Source organism: Acinetobacter sp. AKBS16 (genome assembly GCF_002899995.1).
Taxonomy (GTDB): domain Bacteria; phylum Pseudomonadota; class Gammaproteobacteria; order Pseudomonadales; family Moraxellaceae; genus Acinetobacter; species Acinetobacter baumannii.
The window spans coordinates 47901-67688 of sequence record NZ_POYH01000045.1; the positions used below are offsets into that span (position 1 = coordinate 47901).

Sequence of the window (19788 nt, forward strand, 5' to 3'; positions counted from 1 at the left end):
ATTTCTAATCTTTGATTTTTATTACGATAATTTCAAAGCAGATAAAGAGTTTTTCCACAGCAAATCTGCTAATTCTGACTCTGCCATATTTAAATTTTCAGCCAAACTTTTTAGTACATAAGGTAAATTCACAGGCGTATTTCGAGTACGCTGCTCAGTTGAAGTTTGACAGCAAAGTGGCGTCATATCAGGACAGTCTGTTTCAATCACTAAATGCTCGGCACCTATAGCCTGCACAACCGTATGAAGCTTTTTCGCATTGGGGTTCGTGATTTGTCCCGTCACACCAATTTTAAAACCAAGCTTAATCAGGCCTTTTGCCTCCTCTACTCCGCCACTAAAGGCATGAGCAATGCCACCGAGTTTAAACTTATGCGCTTTTAATAGTGCGAGCACATCACCATGTGCTTTTCGTATATGAAGCAACACCGGTTTTTGGTATTGAGTTGCCAGATCTAACTGATCAGCAAAATACTGTTTTTGCTTGGCATATATATCGGGCTGCTTGTGTTCCTTTAAGAAGGTATCTAAGCCGATTTCTCCTACTGCGACGCAGTCTTCTTGCTGCAAAATCTGTTCAAGATGAGAAAGATGCTCTGGTTTGTGCTGCTCAATATAAAACGGATGCAACCCCGGTGCTAAATAAGAAGTAGGCACGTTGTCCCACTGCTTGAGCTGATGATGAGTGTGTACCAAATCATCAAAACGTGACTGTAAAAAGCCTATTAACACCAGAGCATCCACACCCACTTTTTTAGCTTCAAGTGCTAACTGGTGCCGATCTTCATCAAAATCGGCAACATCAAAATGGGTATGAGTATCAAACAGATGCATTAGCTGGCACTTTTTGCGGCAGGTGTCGAAGCTGGTTTAGCTTTAGGCTGCGGCAAATATTCTTCTTTCAATACTTCTTGTAATTGGTCATATGGAATGACTAAACGAGGTAGCCCGACCACATAAGGTCCAATTTCATATTCGCCATATTGAAGAATTAAGCCCTGATCACCTAACAGGAAATTTTCTGTGAGTTTAAACGGCCAAGCTTGCTCATATTCACTCACACTATTTGCAAGTTTTGAGTCTGTCACCCAAGCTTTAAACGCTTCATGTGCTAATTTGTCTAAAGCCGCTTTTTTCTCTGGACGTAATAAGTCTTCAAGTTTGACCTGCTTTTCTTTCTTTAAGTCAAAATTATAATATTGCTGCGCTGCCGAGCCATGTGCCCCGCCTAAATAGCTACTACTATTTACAACAACAGTTACGACTTTACCTTGAGACTGTATGATTTTAGGTTTCACCAACAGATTAATCTGGTGATTACTACTTAGAGCCTTTAATTCATTGTCTAAATCAATAAATGAATTTGCATAGCGCTGAACCTGAGCATCGAAACTATCTTGTTGCTCTGTAGCGGCAGCTGCTGAAGCTTCTGTCTTCTTATCAGCTTGTGCTGCTTTTGCATCTGGTTCTGCAATTTCAAGAATCTGTCCAAGTGCTTTTAAAACTTGTTGATCAATAATCTTATCAATAAAAGGGAAATTACTTTGTAGGCGTTCTACCGTAAATTCAGGGCAAGTTTTACCATCACAATCCGGTAAAGTCACTTTACTTGGAACTGTTTCCCCTTTCAAAGTCAGTTCTACAGGCTTTTGTTCAACCACAGCCGGTTTTTGCTGATCTTCCGACTCTTTAGGATCACTTTTAGGCTGACATGCCACCAAAAATATCGCAGAAGCAAGTAGCGTTAAACGTAGCGAAGCCTTAGAAGTTAACATCATATTTTGCCTTTATTCTGAGAAGATTATGCATAACTCATATGAAGTTAGCGCATCTACAAGTAGGTTGCAAATTCTGCTACCAACTTAAAACATTTGTTCATAAACCTGAGGTTGCAATATTTTTTTCGTTTGTTCTGTTGTTAAATAAATATCAAGTTGAGGCGCATCTTTCGTAATCTGATTTGCCTGATAGTGCAAACCTACCCCTTCACCATCAAAGAACCAGTCAGCTTGTCCCCAATATAAAGTTTTTGGGGCTTGTTTTTTGACATCGGCAGTTTGCTTTTTCAACCAGTCCTGATACGCAGTTTGAACAATTTGATGTACTGTCGGTTGCTGGTCTTTTTTAAGCACATCAAGCAACGTTAAGTTTTTATGCAGTTTACGATCAGCCACGAAAAAATAATAACGGTCTTTTATGGTGATCTCTTCTTGTTTACTGTCTAAAGCCAATTGCAATAACACATACTGGTTACGCTGCGAGGCAATGCGTGTACGAATGTGTAATTCATAAGCACGATTTTTAGAATACTTATCTTGCCATTCATCCGACTTTTTCACGTAAGCATTAATCGCTTGTTGAAGGCTTAAATCTTTTTTCAAATTAATTTGAGCTTGAATAACTTTCGCCTGATTTTTTTCAATCCAGCTATTTAACCACGCATCTTGGGTTTTTATGGTTTGAATACCGACATCAATACAATTTTTCTTTTCACAAAACGGCACTGCATAACTTGCTTTGGTTTCGGTCAAATTTAAATAAGGTAAAACCTCTGCTTTCTCAACCGGATGGTCTTGAGTAGAAGCTGAATTTTCTTGAGAAGATGATGAAGACTGAGGCTTTTTCCAGACAAATATACAAATAGCTAAAATTAGAGCTATGGCTGCAACCACAAGCGCAATAATTGTCTTTTTACTCAAGTTCATTTCATCATCCTTTCTTATTTTTCAAAACAAAACAGCTTCTATTCGAAGCTGTTTGTCACATTTACATGATTAGTGTTCACGTGTGCTACGGAACTCAATATCAGGCCAACGCTCTTGCATAATCTGCAAGTTCACTCGGCTTGGCGCAAGATACGTTAAGTGTCCGCCACCATCAATAGAAAGTTGGTCATGTGCCTTTTTCTTAAACTCGTTAAGAATCTTTTCATCATCACAATGAATCCAGCGCACTGTATTTACACTTACTGGCTCGTAAACACAGTCAACTTTATATTCTTCTTTCAAGCGGTAAGCAACAACGTCGAACTGAAGTACACCCACAGCTCCCACGATCAAATCATTACTAATTTGTGGCATAAATACCTGAGTTGCACCTTCTTCAGACAACTCTTTCAAACCTTTTTGCAACTGTTTTGACTTTAATGGGTCTTTCAAACGTACACGGCGGAACATTTCTGGCGCGAAGTGAGGAATACCTGTGAAGTGCAAGTTTTCACCGCTAGTGAAAGTATCACCAATCTGGATTGTACCGTGGTTGTGTAAACCAATAATATCGCCCGGCCATGCTTCTTCTAAGTGCTCACGCTCGCCTGCAAGGAAAGTCAACGCATCACTAATACGAACTTCTTTACCAATACGTACGTGATTCATTTTCAGGCCTTTCTCGTATTTACCTGAACAAATACGCATGAAGGCAATACGGTCACGGTGTTTAGGGTCCATGTTGGCTTGAATTTTAAATACAAAGCCAGAGAAACCTTCTTCTTTTGCTTCAACCATACGCTCTTGCGTTGGATGTGCTTTAGGTTCAGGTGCCCAGTTCATAAATGCATCGAGAACGTGGTCAACACCAAAGTTACCTAATGCTGTACCAAATAAAACCGGAGTTTGTTTACCTTGTAAGAAAAGTTCACGGTCTAATGGCTCATTTGCCATTTGCACAAGCTCAAGTGACTCTTCAAAAGAAGCCCAAGCTAATTCACCAACTTTTTCACGAATATCGGCGTGATTATAGCCATCACGTACTTCAATATCGGTAATCGTTGAACCAAAACCTGCTTTGTAGACATACAATTTATCTTCAAGAATATTGTATACACCAGCAAAGTCACGACCCATACCAAGTGGCCATGTAATTGGTACACAGCGAATGTTTAAGACGTTTTCAATTTCATCTAACAACTCAAGTGGCTCACGAATTTCACGGTCCATTTTGTTGACGAATGAAATAATTGGTGTGTCACGCATACGACACACTTCCATCAATTTGATGGTACGTTCTTCGACACCTTTTGCACCGTCAATCACCATCAGTGCAGAGTCAACAGCAGTAAGGGTACGATAAGTATCTTCCGAGAAGTCTTCGTGCCCCGGTGTATCGAGTAAGTTAATCGTGTGACCTTTATATGGGAACTGCATAACAGACGTGGTGATCGAAATACCACGTTCTTTTTCCATTTCCATCCAGTCAGATGTAGCTGCACGATCAGATTTACGGCTTTTTACCATCCCTGCAACCTGAATCGCTTTACCCCATAACAACAGTTTTTCTGTCATGGTGGTTTTACCGGCATCGGGGTGGGAAATAATAGCAAATGTGCGTCGTTGAGCGACCTGTGCCGCTAACTCATCTTTAAAACTCATGAAATACACCTACTGCGGAGATTGCAGTGCCAAAGATCTAAAGTCGATCAAAATAAAAATTGGCGTAATTGTAGCAGATTTATAAATTGTTTTTATCGACTTTGTGGACAACTCCAGACTTGTCCATATATTTCAAAATTTGAAATCACTACTTAGGTGTTTAAGTTCACGACTTCTAAATTTTTTCACATTATAGTTTATCAATAATCTCTTCTAGTTCTAGAACTACTGTACAAACATATTTAAATGACTTAGGCAGTGATGATAGATAGCTGAGAAACAGACGCTCTATGCTTCAATGGTATGCAGACTTTTTAGATGGAAAAGTTGAAATGCCTATGCATGATGAGGGATAGTATCGACCAAATTTAAGTAGTAAAATTTATCATATACTTAGAAGAGGTAGCAAAAAAATCATTTACAATCCGCTCTCATATTTATTGAAAATTTAAGTAATTATTAATAAAGTTACCAGAATAAATTCTATCGCTATTAATTTTACATTTAATGAAGATTTCGTACCTGACAAGTATCTAATTTCTCTAATCGTATTTCATCAGAAAAAGCTAAAGTATCTCCCCACCAAAATTTTTTCTTGGTATCAAATTTAGCACTTGAAAAAGCATTCTTAATACTATGGTCCAAGCTCTCTGAACCTGTACTTGGGGTAAGTCTAATGTTATAAGCTCTTTTATCCATCTTCACATCAAAATCTACTTTAATGTTTAACTCCCTTGGTGCTTGCGCCGTTGAGCCATTTTCCATATCAGTTTTCAAACTTGTAGGTAATTTATCCCTAGAATATGTTTCTCTATGATAAACACTATGCAACAATTTAGTATAAATAAATGGTAGATTTTTATAGGCTACTTTTTCATTTTCAAATATTTTCTGCTTTTCATAATTAGTATAAGTTATTTTATATTCACATGAATAAACTTTACCAGTAATAAAAGCAGCTACTGCATGATATTTAGTATTATCAGCCTTAGCAAACAAAGATGTTATAGGAAGAAGAACTGGTACAATTAGCAAAAATTTAAACAAATAATTCAATTATTAATACTCCATACTACTTTCTTAATATGTACGCTCAATTTTTTCTCGACAAGAGAATCAATATTATTCTCCACCGCCTTCTGCAATCACACCTGCCAACTGAGCACTAAATGCCCTTTCGGGCATCTATTAATTCTCACCATCCCAATACCAATATACTTCCCCCCAGTCTTGTTCCTTAATTTCAGGAAGAACTTCACCTTTCTTACAATAATGGCGTGTATTGGGTTGTGCAGGCGTTGTCCAGTAACCTGTTCTAGGACAAACTTCTCCAGCTTGAACAGATTCTTGATATTGTGACTCAGTATCTTGTCCACTTGTTAAATCGTCCACACTATACGATGTACCATATAGAGCAGCCGTAAGATCCTCAAAAGTTCTCAGTCTTAATGGAGTCACCTGTTTTAGCAACTTCATGTGAACAGGAAGATTTACTTTTGTCAGATATGCTAATGACTCTTCCCCACCTAATGCCAAAGCAGGCTCAAAAGCATACATTTCATCTGCCTTTAAAACCCCTAATTTTTTTACAGCTCGCTCAAATAGCTTTTTCCCATTTTTATCAATATGGTCTAACGAATCTTTATCTGAATAGAAGAAAAAGAGGTTTCCATAGAACTCAGCACCTTCCTCTTGCAACCCATTATCATGCAGGATACCTTCCATAGTTTTGATGTAATATCTACCATAATTACGTTCACCCCAAATTAATAGTTCACCAAATGCAGAACGTGCTAACACATGGTAGACTTCATCATCTGGTAATGGCGTCTCTTCCAACCAGTCATAAATCACTTCAGCATAATCATCTGGGTTTGTAATCCAGTACAAACCATTCAAATAACCTGCAAAACCAATAATTCGCCACTGTTCTAAAATACTTTCAGGCAGTTTACCCCGATATTTTTTTATGAAGTCCTCTGTGACTTCAACTTTATCAATTGGCTCACCAAACAATTCTTTAAAATCTTTTGCATAATCTGGATGTAACATATTTAGAATCCTCTTATTTACAACGTTTTAATTCAACATCCATCGCATCTTTCCCCATTCCCTTCGCTTTAGCTGTACTTATATTTATAAATCCGAGTAGAAATAAAAATGCCCTTTCGGACATTCTTTTATTCATCACCATCGAACTGCCAGTAAACCTCTCCCCAATCTGTAACAAAATTAGGAAATATTTCACATTCTTTAAAATACTGACGTGAATTCTCTTTGGCTGGAGTAAACCAATAGCCAGACTTAGTACATGGTTGACCACTTTGAATACTAATAACTTGAGAATGAGTTTTTTCTATCTGACTGACCTGCTCAATAGCTTTACTAAAAGAAGCATTCTCGCCATATAATATTTTCCCTAACCCCTCCAGATCAGTCTTATAAACATTAGTAAACTCTTTGAGTATTGCCATATGAACATGAATATCCAGTTTTTTCAGGTTCTGTAGAACGGACTTCCCACCGAGTGCCAAAGCAGGTTCAAAACCAAATACTTCATTGCTTGAGAGTGGACCATACTTTTTTACAGCACGGTCAAATAAGGGTTTAAGATTTTCATCTTTTCTATCAAATTCATCTAAATCAGAGAAAGCAAAGAAGTTTCTAATAATTTCATCGTTTTTATGCTTTTCATCGTTAAAACCTACACTATTCTGAAATACTTCACCATTTATAATATTTAAATCATATTTTTGCCAATTTTTTTCACCCCATAAGTAAAGTTCTCCGAATGCTGATCTAGCAATAACATGCCAAACATCCTCATCTAGAATATCAGTATTTTCTAACCAGTGATAAATATCTTCAGCATAATCATCAGGATTGGTAATCCAAAACAATCCTTCTTTAAAAGTACAAAAACCTACCTCTTTCCAGTATTCCAATAATTGATCAGGGAGTTTTCCTTTATATTTATTAAGAATATTGTCTGTGACTCTAACTGCTTGCTGCGGTTGCCCAAACTTTTCTAAAAAATATTCAAAATCTGCATCGATCATTTTTAATCCTATGTAGGGCAATGTTCGAACTCAACATCCATCACATCTTTCATGCGCTCTTACAGAACTTTTGCTTTACCCAATTTATAAACAAAGGCAAAAACAAAAATGCCCTTACGGGCATCTAATCAGTTCTCACCATCCCAATACCAATACACTTCACCCCAGTCTTGTTCCTTAATTTCAGGAAGAACTTCACCTTTCTTACAATAATGGCGTGTATTGGGTTGTGCAGGCGTTGTCCAGTAACCTGTTCTAGGACAAACTTCTCCAGCTTGAACAGATTCTTGATATTGTGACTCAGCATCTTGTCCACTTGTTAAATCGTCCACACTATACGATGTACCATATAGAGCAGCCGTAAGATCCTCAAAAGTTCTCAATCTTAATGGAGTTACCTGTTTTAGTAGCTTCATGTGAACAGGAAGATTAACTTTTGTTAGGTGCTGTAATGATTCTTCCCCACCTAATGCCAAAGCAGGTTCAAATGCATACATTTCATCTGCCTTTAAAACACCTAATTTTTTTACAGCACGATCAAATAGTTTATTGCCATTTTTGTCTGTGTAATCTAGATAATTTTTTTTAGGTAAAAAGAAAAAATCACTACCATAAAACTCAGCGCTTTCTAGCTGTTCGCCATTGTCATGTAGGATACCTTCCATTGTTTTAATGTAATATCTACCATAATTACGTTCACCCCAAATTAATAGCTCACCAAATGCGGAACGGGCCAATACATGATAAACATCATCATCAGGCAATGGTGTCTCCTCTAACCAGTCATAAATTACTTCAGCATAATCATCTGGGTTCGTAATCCAGTACAAACCATTCAAATAACCAGCAAAACCAAATAAATGCCATTGTTCTAAAATACTTTCAGGCAGTTTACCCCGATATTTTTTTATGATGTCCTCTGTCACCTCAACTTTATCAATTGGTTGACCATATTTCTCATAAAAGTAATCAATATCTTCTTGGTTCATCTTACTACCCTCTATTACTTACAACGCTTCAATTCAACATCCATCGCATCTTTCCCCATTCCCTTCGCTTTAGCTTGAGCTGCCGCCGCATCCATATTGGCAAGCCGCTTCTTTGCGGCCATTTGAGAGCCAATAGAACGGTTTACACCACTATGCCCAAAATCATCTAGTGTAGGGGGCTTTTTAGGATCATATTTGACATCAAAACCACCTAATTGCATATCTGGATTATGTAAGACATCTAATCCTTCTAACGTTTTTTTAGCATTATTTTCAGCCATTCTTTCTATTTGGCCTTTCGATAATTGAGGTTGCTCTGTTTTTAATTTTTTATATTCAGATTCCTCTAACTGTCGTTGCATATCTTCTCGGATTCTTTGTTGCTGAGTACCTGTTCCAGCCCGTTTATACTTTTCATAAAGTTGTCTGTTCTGTTGATACTCCTCAACCGTTAGACGGTTAAGCCCTTCCTCTTGCCGCTTAAGCTGACGGTCAAACTCGGCATCTAGTTCAGCCTGAGACTTACCAGTCTTTTTACCCCAACTATTCCTCAACCCTTTTTTCGGTTCCAAACACGGCTCAACCACATGCTTCGGCTTCATTTTCCTTGGTGGTGGAGGTGTTTCTTTCTTTTGACGATGACTCGCTTCTGTTTTTTTACCGGAACTAACATTGGCCTCATAACGCCCTGTAGGGGCATTCTTACCACCGCCACCAGCATGTGCCATTGCTAATGGCTGTTGAGGTAATAAACGACCGATTGCCTTATCTACTTCATCACACAACTGATCAATATACTTTTTGATGGTATTTAAAACATGGTTTAGGGTTGCCTGAAATTTTGCTAAGGCAACTTTCAATGCACCATTGAACCGTATCAAACACTTATTAATGACAGATAGGATTCGGTCAATATTATTTTTTAAAGTATTAAAAGCTTGTGTCGCTATGCCTTTCCATGGTCGAGACCTTAACCATGCCTCTGGTGCCTTACCCCATGGACATTTAATTTTGAGCTTTGTTAAAGCCTCCTCAAAATACTCCATGAACTTAAATAACTTGACCTTACTAACATCTTTTGCCCGACTCGATTTCACAATCGTTTTGATTGCTGAACCAACTTCAGGAATGATACCCACACTTGTCAAAGCAAGTGCCATATAGTTATCTTTCGTTCGGGCTTTCTCATCCGACAAGGTGATAAAATTGGCAATCAAATCGCGGATATCACACACCTGATCAGCTACAGGTATAAGACTTATGAGTCCACCAACAATAATCTGAGACATTGAAGGATCTTTATTAAAGTCACCTTTGAGCATGCCCCACAACCAGCTCCCTTGATCAGCGATTACTTTACTGGTGTTATAGTGGGTCACCGCCTCATTGTAGTGAGCTTGTCCACTGTAAAATAATATCTTTTCCCACCATGACAGATTAGGATCAGGCTTACTTGTATCATAGGTCATATAACCTTTATACATAGCTGGATTATCATTGAGATACTTTGCTAATTTTTCAGCGCCATACCAAAACTGCTGTTGTATTTCCGTAGGTCGTTCTGCGATCTTTGACCAGAATTGTTGATTTTGAGGATCTGGCATAATTCTTTATTCCTCTTTTCCAGTCTTTGTACTGCTTCCAAGTTGAGTAAACCAGTCATCTACTTCTAAAGCTGGAAATTCATCTTTACTTTGGTCTTCTCCATATTGGATTTTGGCTCGTCCAGCAGGTACACCACTCACAATAGCCTTACCCGAAGCATCTAGTTTTCCTTTACGGATGGAACCATCAGATAATAAAACCTCATAATCAGCACCTTTAACAGGTGTGCCATCACTATGTAAATATTCTAGTAATAAGTCATCGGTCTTGATTTCTTGTGTTGGTAAAGAAGGCAAAACATAATCTGCCTTTGCTCCCCCCATAAACACATGCTGCCCAGCCTTCACCTCAAACTTCCCGCCAGTGACTGGAAAAATACCTGAGCTATTAATCTTGATTTGGGAACCACCCGAGGTAATCACAATTTCTTTAGAAGCATTAATTTCTATTTTGTCTTCTGTAGAAATAATCTGGATACCTTTACGGGCAATTAAATCTGCTCCATCGCCTTGCGCTTGTATCTCAACTTTACCTTTGCCTGCATAGAGCCGTGCTCCCTGTTGAGCGGCAAACAGGCTAATCTTGTTTTGTGCATGTGCAATCAGGTTCTTTTGAGTGCTTAGGCTAATGCTGTCCCCAGCATTTTGGCTTAACTGACCATCTGCACTTAAATGAATATCTTCATTACTAGCGACTGCAATACTGTTTGGTGCTGTTAAGACCATCAAGGCTTGCTTAAAAGTGGCAGCTTTCTCTTTATCTTGTTGTTCAATTTGCTCTATGAACGTTTTTAAGTTCTCAAGCATTTCCAATGGATCAGTTTGCTGGTTTTTAGCAACTTCACTCAGTGCCTTAGCATTATTAAGACCACCTTCGATTTGTTGCTTGGCATCGGCTGCATTTAAATGTGTGCCTTGAGCTTGGTCCTGTTTATGGGTACTAACAAGTAAACCTTTACCTGCTCTAACCGCGCCCCACTGGTCAGTTCTGAGTTCAAAGCCCTCTCCACGACCATCACTCTCGGCCTTATCTTTTGGATGGCTTAAGTTGCCTAAGTTTAACTGACTGACCGCATGGCTACTTTGTAACTGTGCACTAATTTGCCCAGTCGTATCATCAAAACGTAGCTGGTTAAAGCCTTTGCCATCAACTTCTTCTGAACGAATACCGCTGAGTTTTTTAGTGTCAGGTAGCTGCCCTTTCTGGTCGAACTGGGCTGGATGACGTTCGGCTTCATGAATACGTCCCACTACAAACGGACGGTCAATATTGCCGTCAAAGAAATCGATGACAACAATTTCACCAACACGTGGCAAGAAGCGTGCTACCCTTTTCCAGCCCACGGGGTTACAACATCAACCCAAGCCGAATCAGTATCCTTGTCGTTACTCCCCGCGCCTCCATCATGGCTATGGTCATTAGCTCGGGTAAACAGAAATCGGACTTTAATACGGCCCCACTGATCGACATAGATACTTTCACCTTCAGGTCCGACTACACGGGCACGTTGTACAGAGGCTTGAGGACGATCTTGTAAGGGCTGATATTCAGGAACTGTCTTAATATGGCGACGTTGTAAAATCAGTTGATTGCCTTGACGCTCTTTTGTATGACTAGATTGCCAATGGCTTTGTGTAATTAAAGTTTGTATTTGCTGGTTTAAGTCTTTCGGTAAGTTATTTTGGTTGTAGTAATGCTTACCAATGATCAGAAACTCTTTATCTGCCCCACTATGCAGATCAATTTCAGGGTGTTCATTCAGTTCAAACCAGTAACCAACTTGTGTATCCCGTACTGTGGTTTGAGCAACAAACTGTTTGGATTGGGCATCATGGTAAGCGCTTAAGTTCTGGTTAAATTTTTCCAGTTGTTGATTACTTGCTGAGGTTGCCCCATCTTCGCCGTTTAAATCCTGCATCCATGCCGGACTGAAGTGCCATGCATCTTCAAGGCTTAAACTTTGATTGTCATAGCTGGTACTATGCTGATGTGTACTTTGTACACTGCCTGCCCCATCAGTTTGTTGTAGTACATCTGACTGCCAACGCTGCACAAAAACAGAAGTCGGCTGCAAATGACGTCCAGCGATCAAACTGGTCATACTGTCAAACTGTTCAGTTGCACTGCTACGATGGTAACGGATTGTCCTTCTAGTCAGTGCCTGATACTGGCTATTGTCATCAATAAGGCGTAATTTTTGTGGCTGAATATTGTCCGTATTGCTCGCCACGGTAAGCTCTGCTTCATCAATGAGCCAACTAATACCTTCACTACGCCATAAGCGAGTTAAAAAGTCATAGTCGCTTTCATTGAGCTGCATAACAAAAGGACGGACATCGTAGGTCTGTTTTAAGCCGCTCAAATCTAAAGTCAGACTAGATGCAAATAAAGGACTTTTCCCCTGCCATTCTTTAAACAGAATTTCGCTAATATCCCGTACACTTTTGTTCATAAACACACGACTGTTTCTGCGTTTATGCCAGAGGTAGGTTGGATCACTTATGGTGATTTTATATAAGGTTAGAGCACCATCACTCTGACCTTGTGATGCTCCAGTAATAATCCCTGTAGTACGAAACTGTTGGCCTTGATCTGTGACCTGATCAACCGCAACCTGCAACCCAATAAATGTTTTGAGTGGAATATGAGCATTGGTTGATAAACAAATCAGCTCGGCTGTCATGCCCTGATTAAGATAATGTTGCCCATCTATACGTTGTAAAAAAACCTGACTATTCAGGGATGCATCTGAAAACTGGAGATACACCGAACGATGCTGTGAGAGAAAACCTATACTCTCTAAAACTTGGGAAATATTATTAAACATTACGTTTGTTATAAATTGAGACTTAATCGATTATATTTTATAAAATGCGTACAGATCTGTCTATTTTTTATATCAATTGCAATGTTAATGGCTAGTCGGACACCCTATCCATACACTAAAATAAAAAGCTCAATACTTCAGCGACCTGTGCCGCTAACTCATCTTTAAAACTCATGAAATACACCTACTGCGGAGATTGCAGTGCCAAAGATCTAAAGTCGATCAAAATAAAAATTGGCGTAATTGTAGCAGATTTATAGGTCCTGTTTAGAGATTGTTGAGTTGTCTATCCGTGTTTTCATATTTGGAATATTTTTAATTGAGCCATTAAAAAAGCCTGTTCAATATCAACAGGCTTTTTACGAATAAACTGAACAGCTTATGCTAATTTCTTTTCTTCAATAAATTGGACATCGGCAATTTGTGCATCCCAAAACTCAGTCCACAATGCACAATAATCAAGACATAGTTGAATCAAGTTTTCATAGTCATCTTTGGTAATGGCTTGAGCCAACGCAAACCAAAGGTCATCTTGATGGTCATCATCAGCAGCTTCAGCTGTTTCATCTGTTGAAACGCCATGTACATGGTAATAACCACCACCCTCAACATCGATATTTACAAACTTGGTTGCTTGTCGTAATGGCGGGCTAAAAAGAATGACTTCTTCTTCTGCCACCGCCAATAATGCCACCACATTAATATAACGATCGTAAGAAGCTTCTAAAAATGTTCTCACCTGATCTGCAATTTTTGAAGGTTTATAATTACGGCGGTCAGCCTCAGTCAAACCATAGTCATTTAGCAAATCTTCATATAATGGATAATGTGCATATTCAGGGTTGCCTAAATAATAATGATCTTTATCTAAACCCGGTCGAAAACCAAATTCATCTAATATATTTAAGCTCAACAACACCCGTGGAAACATTTTAGCGCCCGAGTGAAGCTTTGGCTCCAATTGTTTTGTCAGAAACTGCGCCTTTAATAAAGCATCGGTAAAAATCTGAACAATGGCATGACGATATTCTAAATGAATACGAGTGAGGGTTTGTTTATCAAGATAACCGTTATTTAATATTTCAATTGCAGGGTGTTTACTTACTGGCAATTGCGCAATTTTATTCCTTAATTGTTTGAGAAACTGTAAGTTTTCTTCCCATTGTGAAGCGGGAATACTATCTTTCATCCCCTGCAATGCTTTTTCTCTTGGATTATTAAAGTCTTCAAATTTTTTTGACATAATCATTCTCAATAAAAAGTTTTTCTTATAGTTAAGCTAAAGGCTATCCCTCTATTTCCATTACGTATTCGAACGTAAAAAGGATAAATTCCGTATACCCATACTTAACGAATTGATATTATGTTTATTATCTCAACAAATCAATGGATTAATTAATATTATTTAAAAAAGTAAACTATTGCCAATAAAATATTTATTTCTTTATTTATCAAGGCAAACCAAGCTATTGAATAAATATAATTTTTTAAATATCATTAAATAAGTTTTATTTAAGCTTTCATACTTTACAATAGCAAAGTTAATCAAAAAATATCTATGACGGGGCAACCAATGTCAAAAAGAGAAACGATTATAACAACAGCAATGACCCTTTTTAATCAGAAAAGTTATACCTCTATTGGGGTAGACAAAATTATTGCTGAATCTAAAGTTGCAAAAATGACTTTTTATAAGTACTTCTCTTCTAAAGAAGTTTTAATTGAAGAGTGTCTTCGCCGAAGAATTTTAGAAGTCCAAACTTCTTTATTAGATAAAGTTAATAGTGTAGATGACCCATTAAATAAACTAAAAAGTATTTTTAATTGGTATATCGACTGGATTAACACTGAAGATTTTAGTGGTTGTTTATTTAAAAAAGCAACGATAGAAGTCCTGCAGCTCTATCCTTCTATTAAAAAACAAGTAAATAAATACCGTGAATGGATTTACAGTCTAGTTTTATCTATATTTTTAGAGTTAGAAATTGAAGATCCAAAAGTATTAAGCAGTCTTTTTCTTAACATTATAGATGGGCTTATTATTGACGGGACTATTAACAAACCAGAAATTAACTCTGAAGAAACATGGTCTTATATAAATAAACTCATTGAGCTTGAAACAAAACAAAAATATGAAGCTGCTTAAAAAATTTAATTATTACGGTTCCTTACCATATTATAAGTTTTATTTTGAAGATGAGAAGATCTGTAATACATGCTCTATCAGGTGATCAGATCTGTTTTTTATCTGGTTCAATATAAAGTTCAGGCCGATATGTTTTAAAAGCACAACCGCCTGAACTCTATATAAATTTAGTTATTCTAAATATATCAGTTAATAAACATATAGATTTTAATAAATTAATCTTTAAGAAAAATACCCTTTAAAATATAAGTAAATAACAGTTCTCTCGTATCACCCCTAGTTTCATCTAGCAGCTGAATAATAGCCCCCTCTAATGTAAATAAAAACATATCGCTATCGCTTTTCGTAGCATCTTTCTTCACAGTTAAAAGCAATTTATAAACTTCATTAGTTAACCAATGCCGATACTGTACAACCACTTGATAAGCTGCGGGGTAGAGTTTTTCAATTTCAAAAATAGCCCTAAATAGCAAGTGGTAATAACCATCCAGATTTGTATGTAAAAAGAAAATCTCCTTGAGTTTTTCACGCAAGCTTAAATCTTTTTGTATGTAAATGATTGAGCGTACTTGCTCTTTTAAGATGTCTTTTTGAAAGTGTAGGCACATTTCAATAAGCCGTTCTTTAGAGTGGAAATAGTTATAAAACGAAGCTTTTGGCACCTCTGCTTCTCGCACAATGCGGTCTACTCCTACGTTATGAAAACCATGTTTATTAAAAAGGTAGCGAGACTTATGGAGCACGCTTAACGCGCGAAATGAGAGATCTGAATATGGCATATAGTTACCGTTATAAAATAATTTCTTGTTGTGTTTAAAAGAGATAAAACGACTGCAACTTTTGCTCTAAGCAAAAAAAGCATGCAAAGGCCCCAAAGACTGCCCTAACGCATCTCAAGTTTTATTGTTGATATGATTTTTTAGTCGTGAAGAACTGACGCCTGAAAACCTAAAGGTGATCAAACTGCATAAAGACTAACTGGGAGGTGTAAAAATAGTATGCATAGCCAACTCCTTATTTGGGGAGTTCTGCCAAAGCATTAATAAAAGATTATGGTGGCAGAACGAGCAAGGGTTCGCAGACTGATAGTAAAGAATCAGCACACCCAAAGGTGTCCCTCACTCGTCCTACCGCAACGAGCGAGGGACGATTGTACACACAAGACTACTCCTCAGAGGGAATAATCTGATGCCTTTACTAATCGGTCTGCGACAACCGGCTGGCAATGTAGGCCAGCAGGCAAAGGATAATCTGAGAGTTTACAAGTGTCAATGTGGAATTTATGACAAGTTTTAAAAATTCTTATTATTTTTCATTAGATTAACTAAATTATTATTTTAAATATTATATCAAGTAGTATTTTATAAATTTAACCAAATATTTAGGTTAAACAAAATGAGCGCCTTGCGACTGAATCAGTTGCCCTACATTTACAGGCATACCCAACAAATAACCTTGGAACTGCTGACAGCCCAAGCGCGTTAAAATCTCAACTTGTTGCTGTGTTTCCACCCCTTCGGCTGTTACGGTTAAACCTAACTTTTTCGCCAAATGAATAATACTTTCTAAAATGACCTCTTCTTTTGAGCCTGGTTTTAAATCGACAATAAAACCACGGTCAATTTTAAGTTCATCGACTGGTAAATCTTTTAAATATAAGAAGCTTGAGTGCCCTGTCCCAAAGTCATCAATTGCCACCCGAATACCCATATCGCGCAGTCGTTCACAAGCACGAATGCTTAAGTCGATATGCCGCATTGCGGTTGATTCGGTAATTTCAATAATGAGGTGATGCGGCTGAATTTGGTATTTTTTTAACAAACCTTCGAGTGTACTAAAGAGCTTTTTATTTTCGAACTGCAAGGCCGATAAATTGACTGCGATTGGATAAAACTGCGTATTGCTACGTTCCCATTCCTGAATTTGTTGGCAAGCTTGCTCAAGCGCCCAATATCCCATTGGAATAATTAAACCTGTCTTTTCCGCGCCACCAATAAACATATGCGGTGTCAGCATACCTAAAGATGGATGGTTCCAGCGAATGAGTGCTTCTACCCCACAAATCTCAAGATTGGTATTAAATTTTGGCTGGTAGTAGAGAACAAATTGTTTTTCTTCGACTGCTTTGTATAAATCATTGATCAGTTTTGACTGACTTCTTGTTTCTTGTTGATGGGTAGAATAACTAAAGACGGTATAAGTATTGCGGCCCTGCTCTTTAGACATCAGCATGGCAGCATCGGCATTCATCAGCAGGTCTTGAACATTTTGCCCATGTTCAGGGAACAGTGCGATACCTAGACTTGCTGAAATATTAATTTCTTTACCGGAAATTTGGTAACTGTCTTGAATAAGATGTAATACTTTTTCAGCAAGTTGCATTGCCTCTTCAGTATCAGTGTTTTCAGCAATTAGTAAAAACTCATCCCCACCAATTCTAAGCAATTTACATTTTTCATTGAGTTGCCAATGTAAACGATTGGCCATTTGTATAAGCAGTTGATCACCAATGTGGTGTCCAAACGCGTCATTTACCGATTTAAAACGGTCTAAATCAATATAGAGAAAAGCAATTTTTTGGTCTTTATAACGGTGATCTGAAAGGAGAACTTCGGCGTAATCCACTAGATAAAGTCGGTTTGGTAATTTAGTTAAGTTATCTTGAATAGAGAGGTTGGCTAATTCTTTATTGGCTTTGCGCAGTTCTAGATTTCGCTGGTTCAGTCGTTGTTCCAGCACGGCAACAATAAAACTCGCGACCAGCACCAAACAGGTAACCAAAATAATTGTAAATAACAGCAAGTCATGTTCAGCCTGATATTGGCTTACAAACTTATCGGTAATATTTGTCGAAATAAGTGCCGTATAGTGCATCCCCATAATACTTAGGGTCATCATCACTGCAAAGGCTAATTTTAAACTTATACGGTGACGTTCACTTTCTTTTAATTTATAGGCCAGCAAGAAAGCTAATCCCGACCCGCTCATGGCAATTAAGACAGAAAATAAAATAAGAAAAGAGGTATAGTCTTTCTTATAAATATCAATATTCCAGCCTAACATACTCACATAATAAGAAGCAGAAATCCCAATTCCCATAATGACTGAGCTTAAAATGAGTCTAAATATAGGAAGTGTAAAACGAGAAGTCAGCCAAATTGCGACACTTGAAAGTACAGCACTAATGCCAAAAGCCAGTGTAATTAAAGGAACGTTCGAGGAAGCTGCTTCAAATAAATGGTAAGCATGCATGCCGACAATATGGACAATACTAATCGCTGCTGCGAGTAATAATCCATTGAGTAACAAAATAAACGGCTCAATCTTTTTATAAGTTTGCTTAAATATTAACTGCTCCATGGAAATCACAATATAGCAAATAGCGCCAGCCGCAATAAAAGAGCCGACGATCAATGTGCTATCGTAATCAACATGACCCATATTGGACTTCCATGATTATTCAATACTTTTTTTTATTTTGTTCAACTCATTGCACAAAATACAATTAAACACGTTAAAGAAAAATTAGTAAATTCGACTTTTTTAGTCAGTTATAAACAATAACATTATCTAACATTTGGTCAAGTATTTTTTACTTTAGAAATCAATAAAGTAAACAAAAATTAAGCATCCAATTATATGAAAAATATAGGATTTCTTAAGTCTAGGTCAATTGACCTTAATGATGTTTTTTTAAACTTGTTTTAGGGGGTAATAAAATAAAAAACCCTGCATTTAGCAGGGTTCTTTTAAAAATAATAGAAAAGAGAATTAGTTTTTCTCTTTGTCTACGATCTTGTTCGCTTGAATCCAAGGCATCATTGCACGTAATTTAGCACCAGTTTGTTCAATACCGTGTGCAGCATTTTGACGACGACGAGCTGTCATAGATGGGTAGTTCAATGCACCTTCTTGGATGAACATCTTCGCGTATTCACCAGATTGAATACGTTTTAATGCATTACGCATTGCTTCACGAGACTGTTCATTGATTACTTCAGGACCAGTTACGTATTCACCGTACTCAGCATTGTTAGAAACTGAGTAGTTCATGTCAGCGATACCGCCTTCGAACATCAAGTCAACGATTAACTTAAGTTCGTGTAAGCATTCGAAGTAAGCCATTTCTGGTGCATAACCAGCTTCAACCAAAGTTTCGAAGCCCATTTTCACAAGTTCAACTGCACCACCACAAAGAACTGCTTGCTCACCGAATAAGTCAGTTTCAGTTTCTTCACGGAATGAAGTTTCGATAATACCTGTACGGCCACCACCTACGCCAGAAGCGTAAGAAAGCGCAACGTTACGTGCATTACCAGAAGCGTCTTGGTGAATTGCGATTAGGTCAGGAACACCTGAACCACGTTGGAATTCTGAACGTACAGTGTGACCAGGAGCTTTAGGCGCAACCATGATTACGTCTAAGTCTTTACGTGGAACAACTTGGTTATATAGAACAGAGAAACCATGAGCAAATGCTAAAGTCGCGCCTTCTTTGATGTTTGGCTCAATCACGTCACGGTAAAGTTGTGATTGGAATTCATCTGGAGTCAAAATCATTACGAGGTCAGCTTGCTTAACTGCTGCTGGGACTTCAGCAACTTTAAGACCAGCGTTTTCAGCTTTCTTCCAAGAAGCTGAACCAGCACGTAAACCTACAGTTACGTCTACACCTGAGTCTTTAAGGTTAAGTGCATGAGCATGACCTTGAGAACCGTAACCAATAATCGCAACTTTCTTGCTTTGGATGATTGATAAGTCACAGTCTTTATCGTAAAAAATTTGCATTTGTGTT

The 19788-nt window shown here is 37.8% G+C and carries 14 protein-coding genes and 1 pseudogene; 1 reads left to right on the plus strand and 14 read right to left on the minus strand.

The genetic code is table 11. The annotated features are described in order from the left end of the window. Positions 1-21 precede the first annotated feature (21 nt). The 11 genes and pseudogenes from C1642_RS07010 to C1642_RS07065 form a co-directional block, all read right to left on the minus strand. A complete protein-coding gene (locus C1642_RS07010) occupies positions 22-834 on the minus strand; it encodes a TatD family hydrolase (protein ID WP_103236117.1) in 813 nt (270 codons plus the stop codon). Next, a complete protein-coding gene (locus C1642_RS07015) occupies positions 834-1775 on the minus strand; it encodes an RsiV family protein (protein ID WP_103236118.1) in 942 nt (313 codons plus the stop codon). Before C1642_RS07015 ends, C1642_RS07010 begins: the two co-directional genes overlap by 1 nt. A gap of 87 nt (positions 1776-1862) precedes the next feature. Further along, positions 1863-2705, minus strand: coding sequence for a hypothetical protein (locus C1642_RS07020; protein ID WP_103236119.1), 843 nt, complete (start codon positions 2703-2705; stop codon positions 1863-1865). Between the two features lie 69 nt (positions 2706-2774). Continuing rightward, the gene (locus C1642_RS07025) at positions 2775-4367 is read right to left on the minus strand and encodes a peptide chain release factor 3 (protein ID WP_000008538.1); all 1593 of its coding nucleotides are present in this window, start codon (positions 4365-4367) and stop codon (positions 2775-2777) included. Between the two features lie 504 nt (positions 4368-4871). Next, the gene (locus C1642_RS07035) at positions 4872-5423 is read right to left on the minus strand and encodes a hypothetical protein (RefSeq protein ID WP_001108359.1); all 552 of its coding nucleotides are present in this window, start codon (positions 5421-5423) and stop codon (positions 4872-4874) included. 132 nt (positions 5424-5555) lie between these two features. After that, positions 5556-6419: a type VI secretion system immunity protein, TaeI family gene (locus C1642_RS07040; protein ID WP_103236120.1), complete on the minus strand. Its 864-nt coding sequence runs from the start codon at positions 6417-6419 to the stop codon at positions 5556-5558. 128 nt (positions 6420-6547) lie between these two features. Then, positions 6548-7426 (minus strand): type VI secretion system immunity protein, TaeI family, encoded by an 879-nt coding sequence (locus tag C1642_RS07045; protein ID WP_000564189.1) that lies wholly within the window; start codon positions 7424-7426, stop codon positions 6548-6550. Between the two features lie 128 nt (positions 7427-7554). After that, a complete protein-coding gene (locus C1642_RS07050; protein WP_001070892.1) occupies positions 7555-8415 on the minus strand; it encodes a type VI secretion system immunity protein, TaeI family in 861 nt (286 codons plus the stop codon). A gap of 14 nt (positions 8416-8429) precedes the next feature. Further along, complete coding sequence (gene tafE / locus C1642_RS07055) at positions 8430-10019, minus strand: type VI secretion system effector DNase TafE (protein ID WP_001113300.1); 1590 nt, start codon at positions 10017-10019, stop codon at positions 8430-8432. 6 nt (positions 10020-10025) lie between these two features. Beyond that, a pseudogene (locus tag C1642_RS07060) lies at positions 10026-12847 on the minus strand (DUF2345 domain-containing protein). A gap of 379 nt (positions 12848-13226) precedes the next feature. Further along, positions 13227-14090, minus strand: a complete 864-nt coding sequence (locus C1642_RS07065) for an iron-containing redox enzyme family protein (RefSeq protein WP_032014121.1) — start codon at positions 14088-14090, stop codon at positions 13227-13229. Positions 14091-14420: 330 nt separating this feature from the next. Between C1642_RS07065 and C1642_RS07070 the strand changes: the two genes are divergently transcribed. Continuing rightward, positions 14421-14993 carry a TetR/AcrR family transcriptional regulator gene (locus C1642_RS07070; RefSeq protein WP_000043988.1) on the plus strand — a complete coding sequence of 191 codons (573 nt, stop codon included), beginning with the start codon at positions 14421-14423 and terminating at the stop codon, positions 14991-14993. Between the two features lie 215 nt (positions 14994-15208). Here C1642_RS07070 and C1642_RS07075 read toward each other — a convergent pair whose 3' ends face one another. From C1642_RS07075 to ilvC, 3 genes are all read right to left on the minus strand, one after another. Continuing rightward, complete coding sequence (locus C1642_RS07075) at positions 15209-15772, minus strand: TetR/AcrR family transcriptional regulator (RefSeq protein WP_103236121.1); 564 nt, start codon at positions 15770-15772, stop codon at positions 15209-15211. Positions 15773-16379: 607 nt separating this feature from the next. Then, positions 16380-18434 carry a GGDEF domain-containing phosphodiesterase gene (locus C1642_RS07085; protein WP_000510211.1) on the minus strand — a complete coding sequence of 685 codons (2055 nt, stop codon included), beginning with the start codon at positions 18432-18434 and terminating at the stop codon, positions 16380-16382. Between the two features lie 330 nt (positions 18435-18764). After that, entirely contained in the window at positions 18765-19781 is a 1017-nt protein-coding gene (gene ilvC / locus C1642_RS07090; protein ID WP_001165443.1) for a ketol-acid reductoisomerase, read from the minus strand. Between the last annotated feature and the right edge of the window lie 7 nt (positions 19782-19788).

Coding starts and splice junctions, on each gene's coding strand:
- C1642_RS07010 (WP_103236117.1), bottom strand. CDS start 834: ATGCATCTGTTTGATACTCATACCCATTTTGATGTTGCCGATTTTGAT.
- C1642_RS07015 (WP_103236118.1), bottom strand. CDS start 1,775: ATGTTAACTTCTAAGGCTTCGCTACGTTTAACGCTACTTGCTTCTGCG.
- C1642_RS07020 (WP_103236119.1), bottom strand. CDS start 2,705: ATGAACTTGAGTAAAAAGACAATTATTGCGCTTGTGGTTGCAGCCATA.
- C1642_RS07025 (WP_000008538.1), bottom strand. CDS start 4,367: ATGAGTTTTAAAGATGAGTTAGCGGCACAGGTCGCTCAACGACGCACA.
- C1642_RS07040 (WP_103236120.1), bottom strand. CDS start 6,419: ATGTTACATCCAGATTATGCAAAAGATTTTAAAGAATTGTTTGGTGAG.
- C1642_RS07045 (WP_000564189.1), bottom strand. CDS start 7,426: ATGATCGATGCAGATTTTGAATATTTTTTAGAAAAGTTTGGGCAACCG.
- C1642_RS07050 (WP_001070892.1), bottom strand. CDS start 8,415: ATGAACCAAGAAGATATTGATTACTTTTATGAGAAATATGGTCAACCA.
- tafE (WP_001113300.1), bottom strand. CDS start 10,019: ATGCCAGATCCTCAAAATCAACAATTCTGGTCAAAGATCGCAGAACGA.
- C1642_RS07065 (WP_032014121.1), bottom strand. CDS start 14,090: ATGTCAAAAAAATTTGAAGACTTTAATAATCCAAGAGAAAAAGCATTG.
- C1642_RS07070 (WP_000043988.1), top strand. CDS start 14,421: ATGTCAAAAAGAGAAACGATTATAACAACAGCAATGACCCTTTTTAAT.
- C1642_RS07075 (WP_103236121.1), bottom strand. CDS start 15,772: ATGCCATATTCAGATCTCTCATTTCGCGCGTTAAGCGTGCTCCATAAG.
- C1642_RS07085 (WP_000510211.1), bottom strand. CDS start 18,434: ATGGGTCATGTTGATTACGATAGCACATTGATCGTCGGCTCTTTTATT.
- ilvC (WP_001165443.1), bottom strand. CDS start 19,781: ATGCAAATTTTTTACGATAAAGACTGTGACTTATCAATCATCCAAAGC.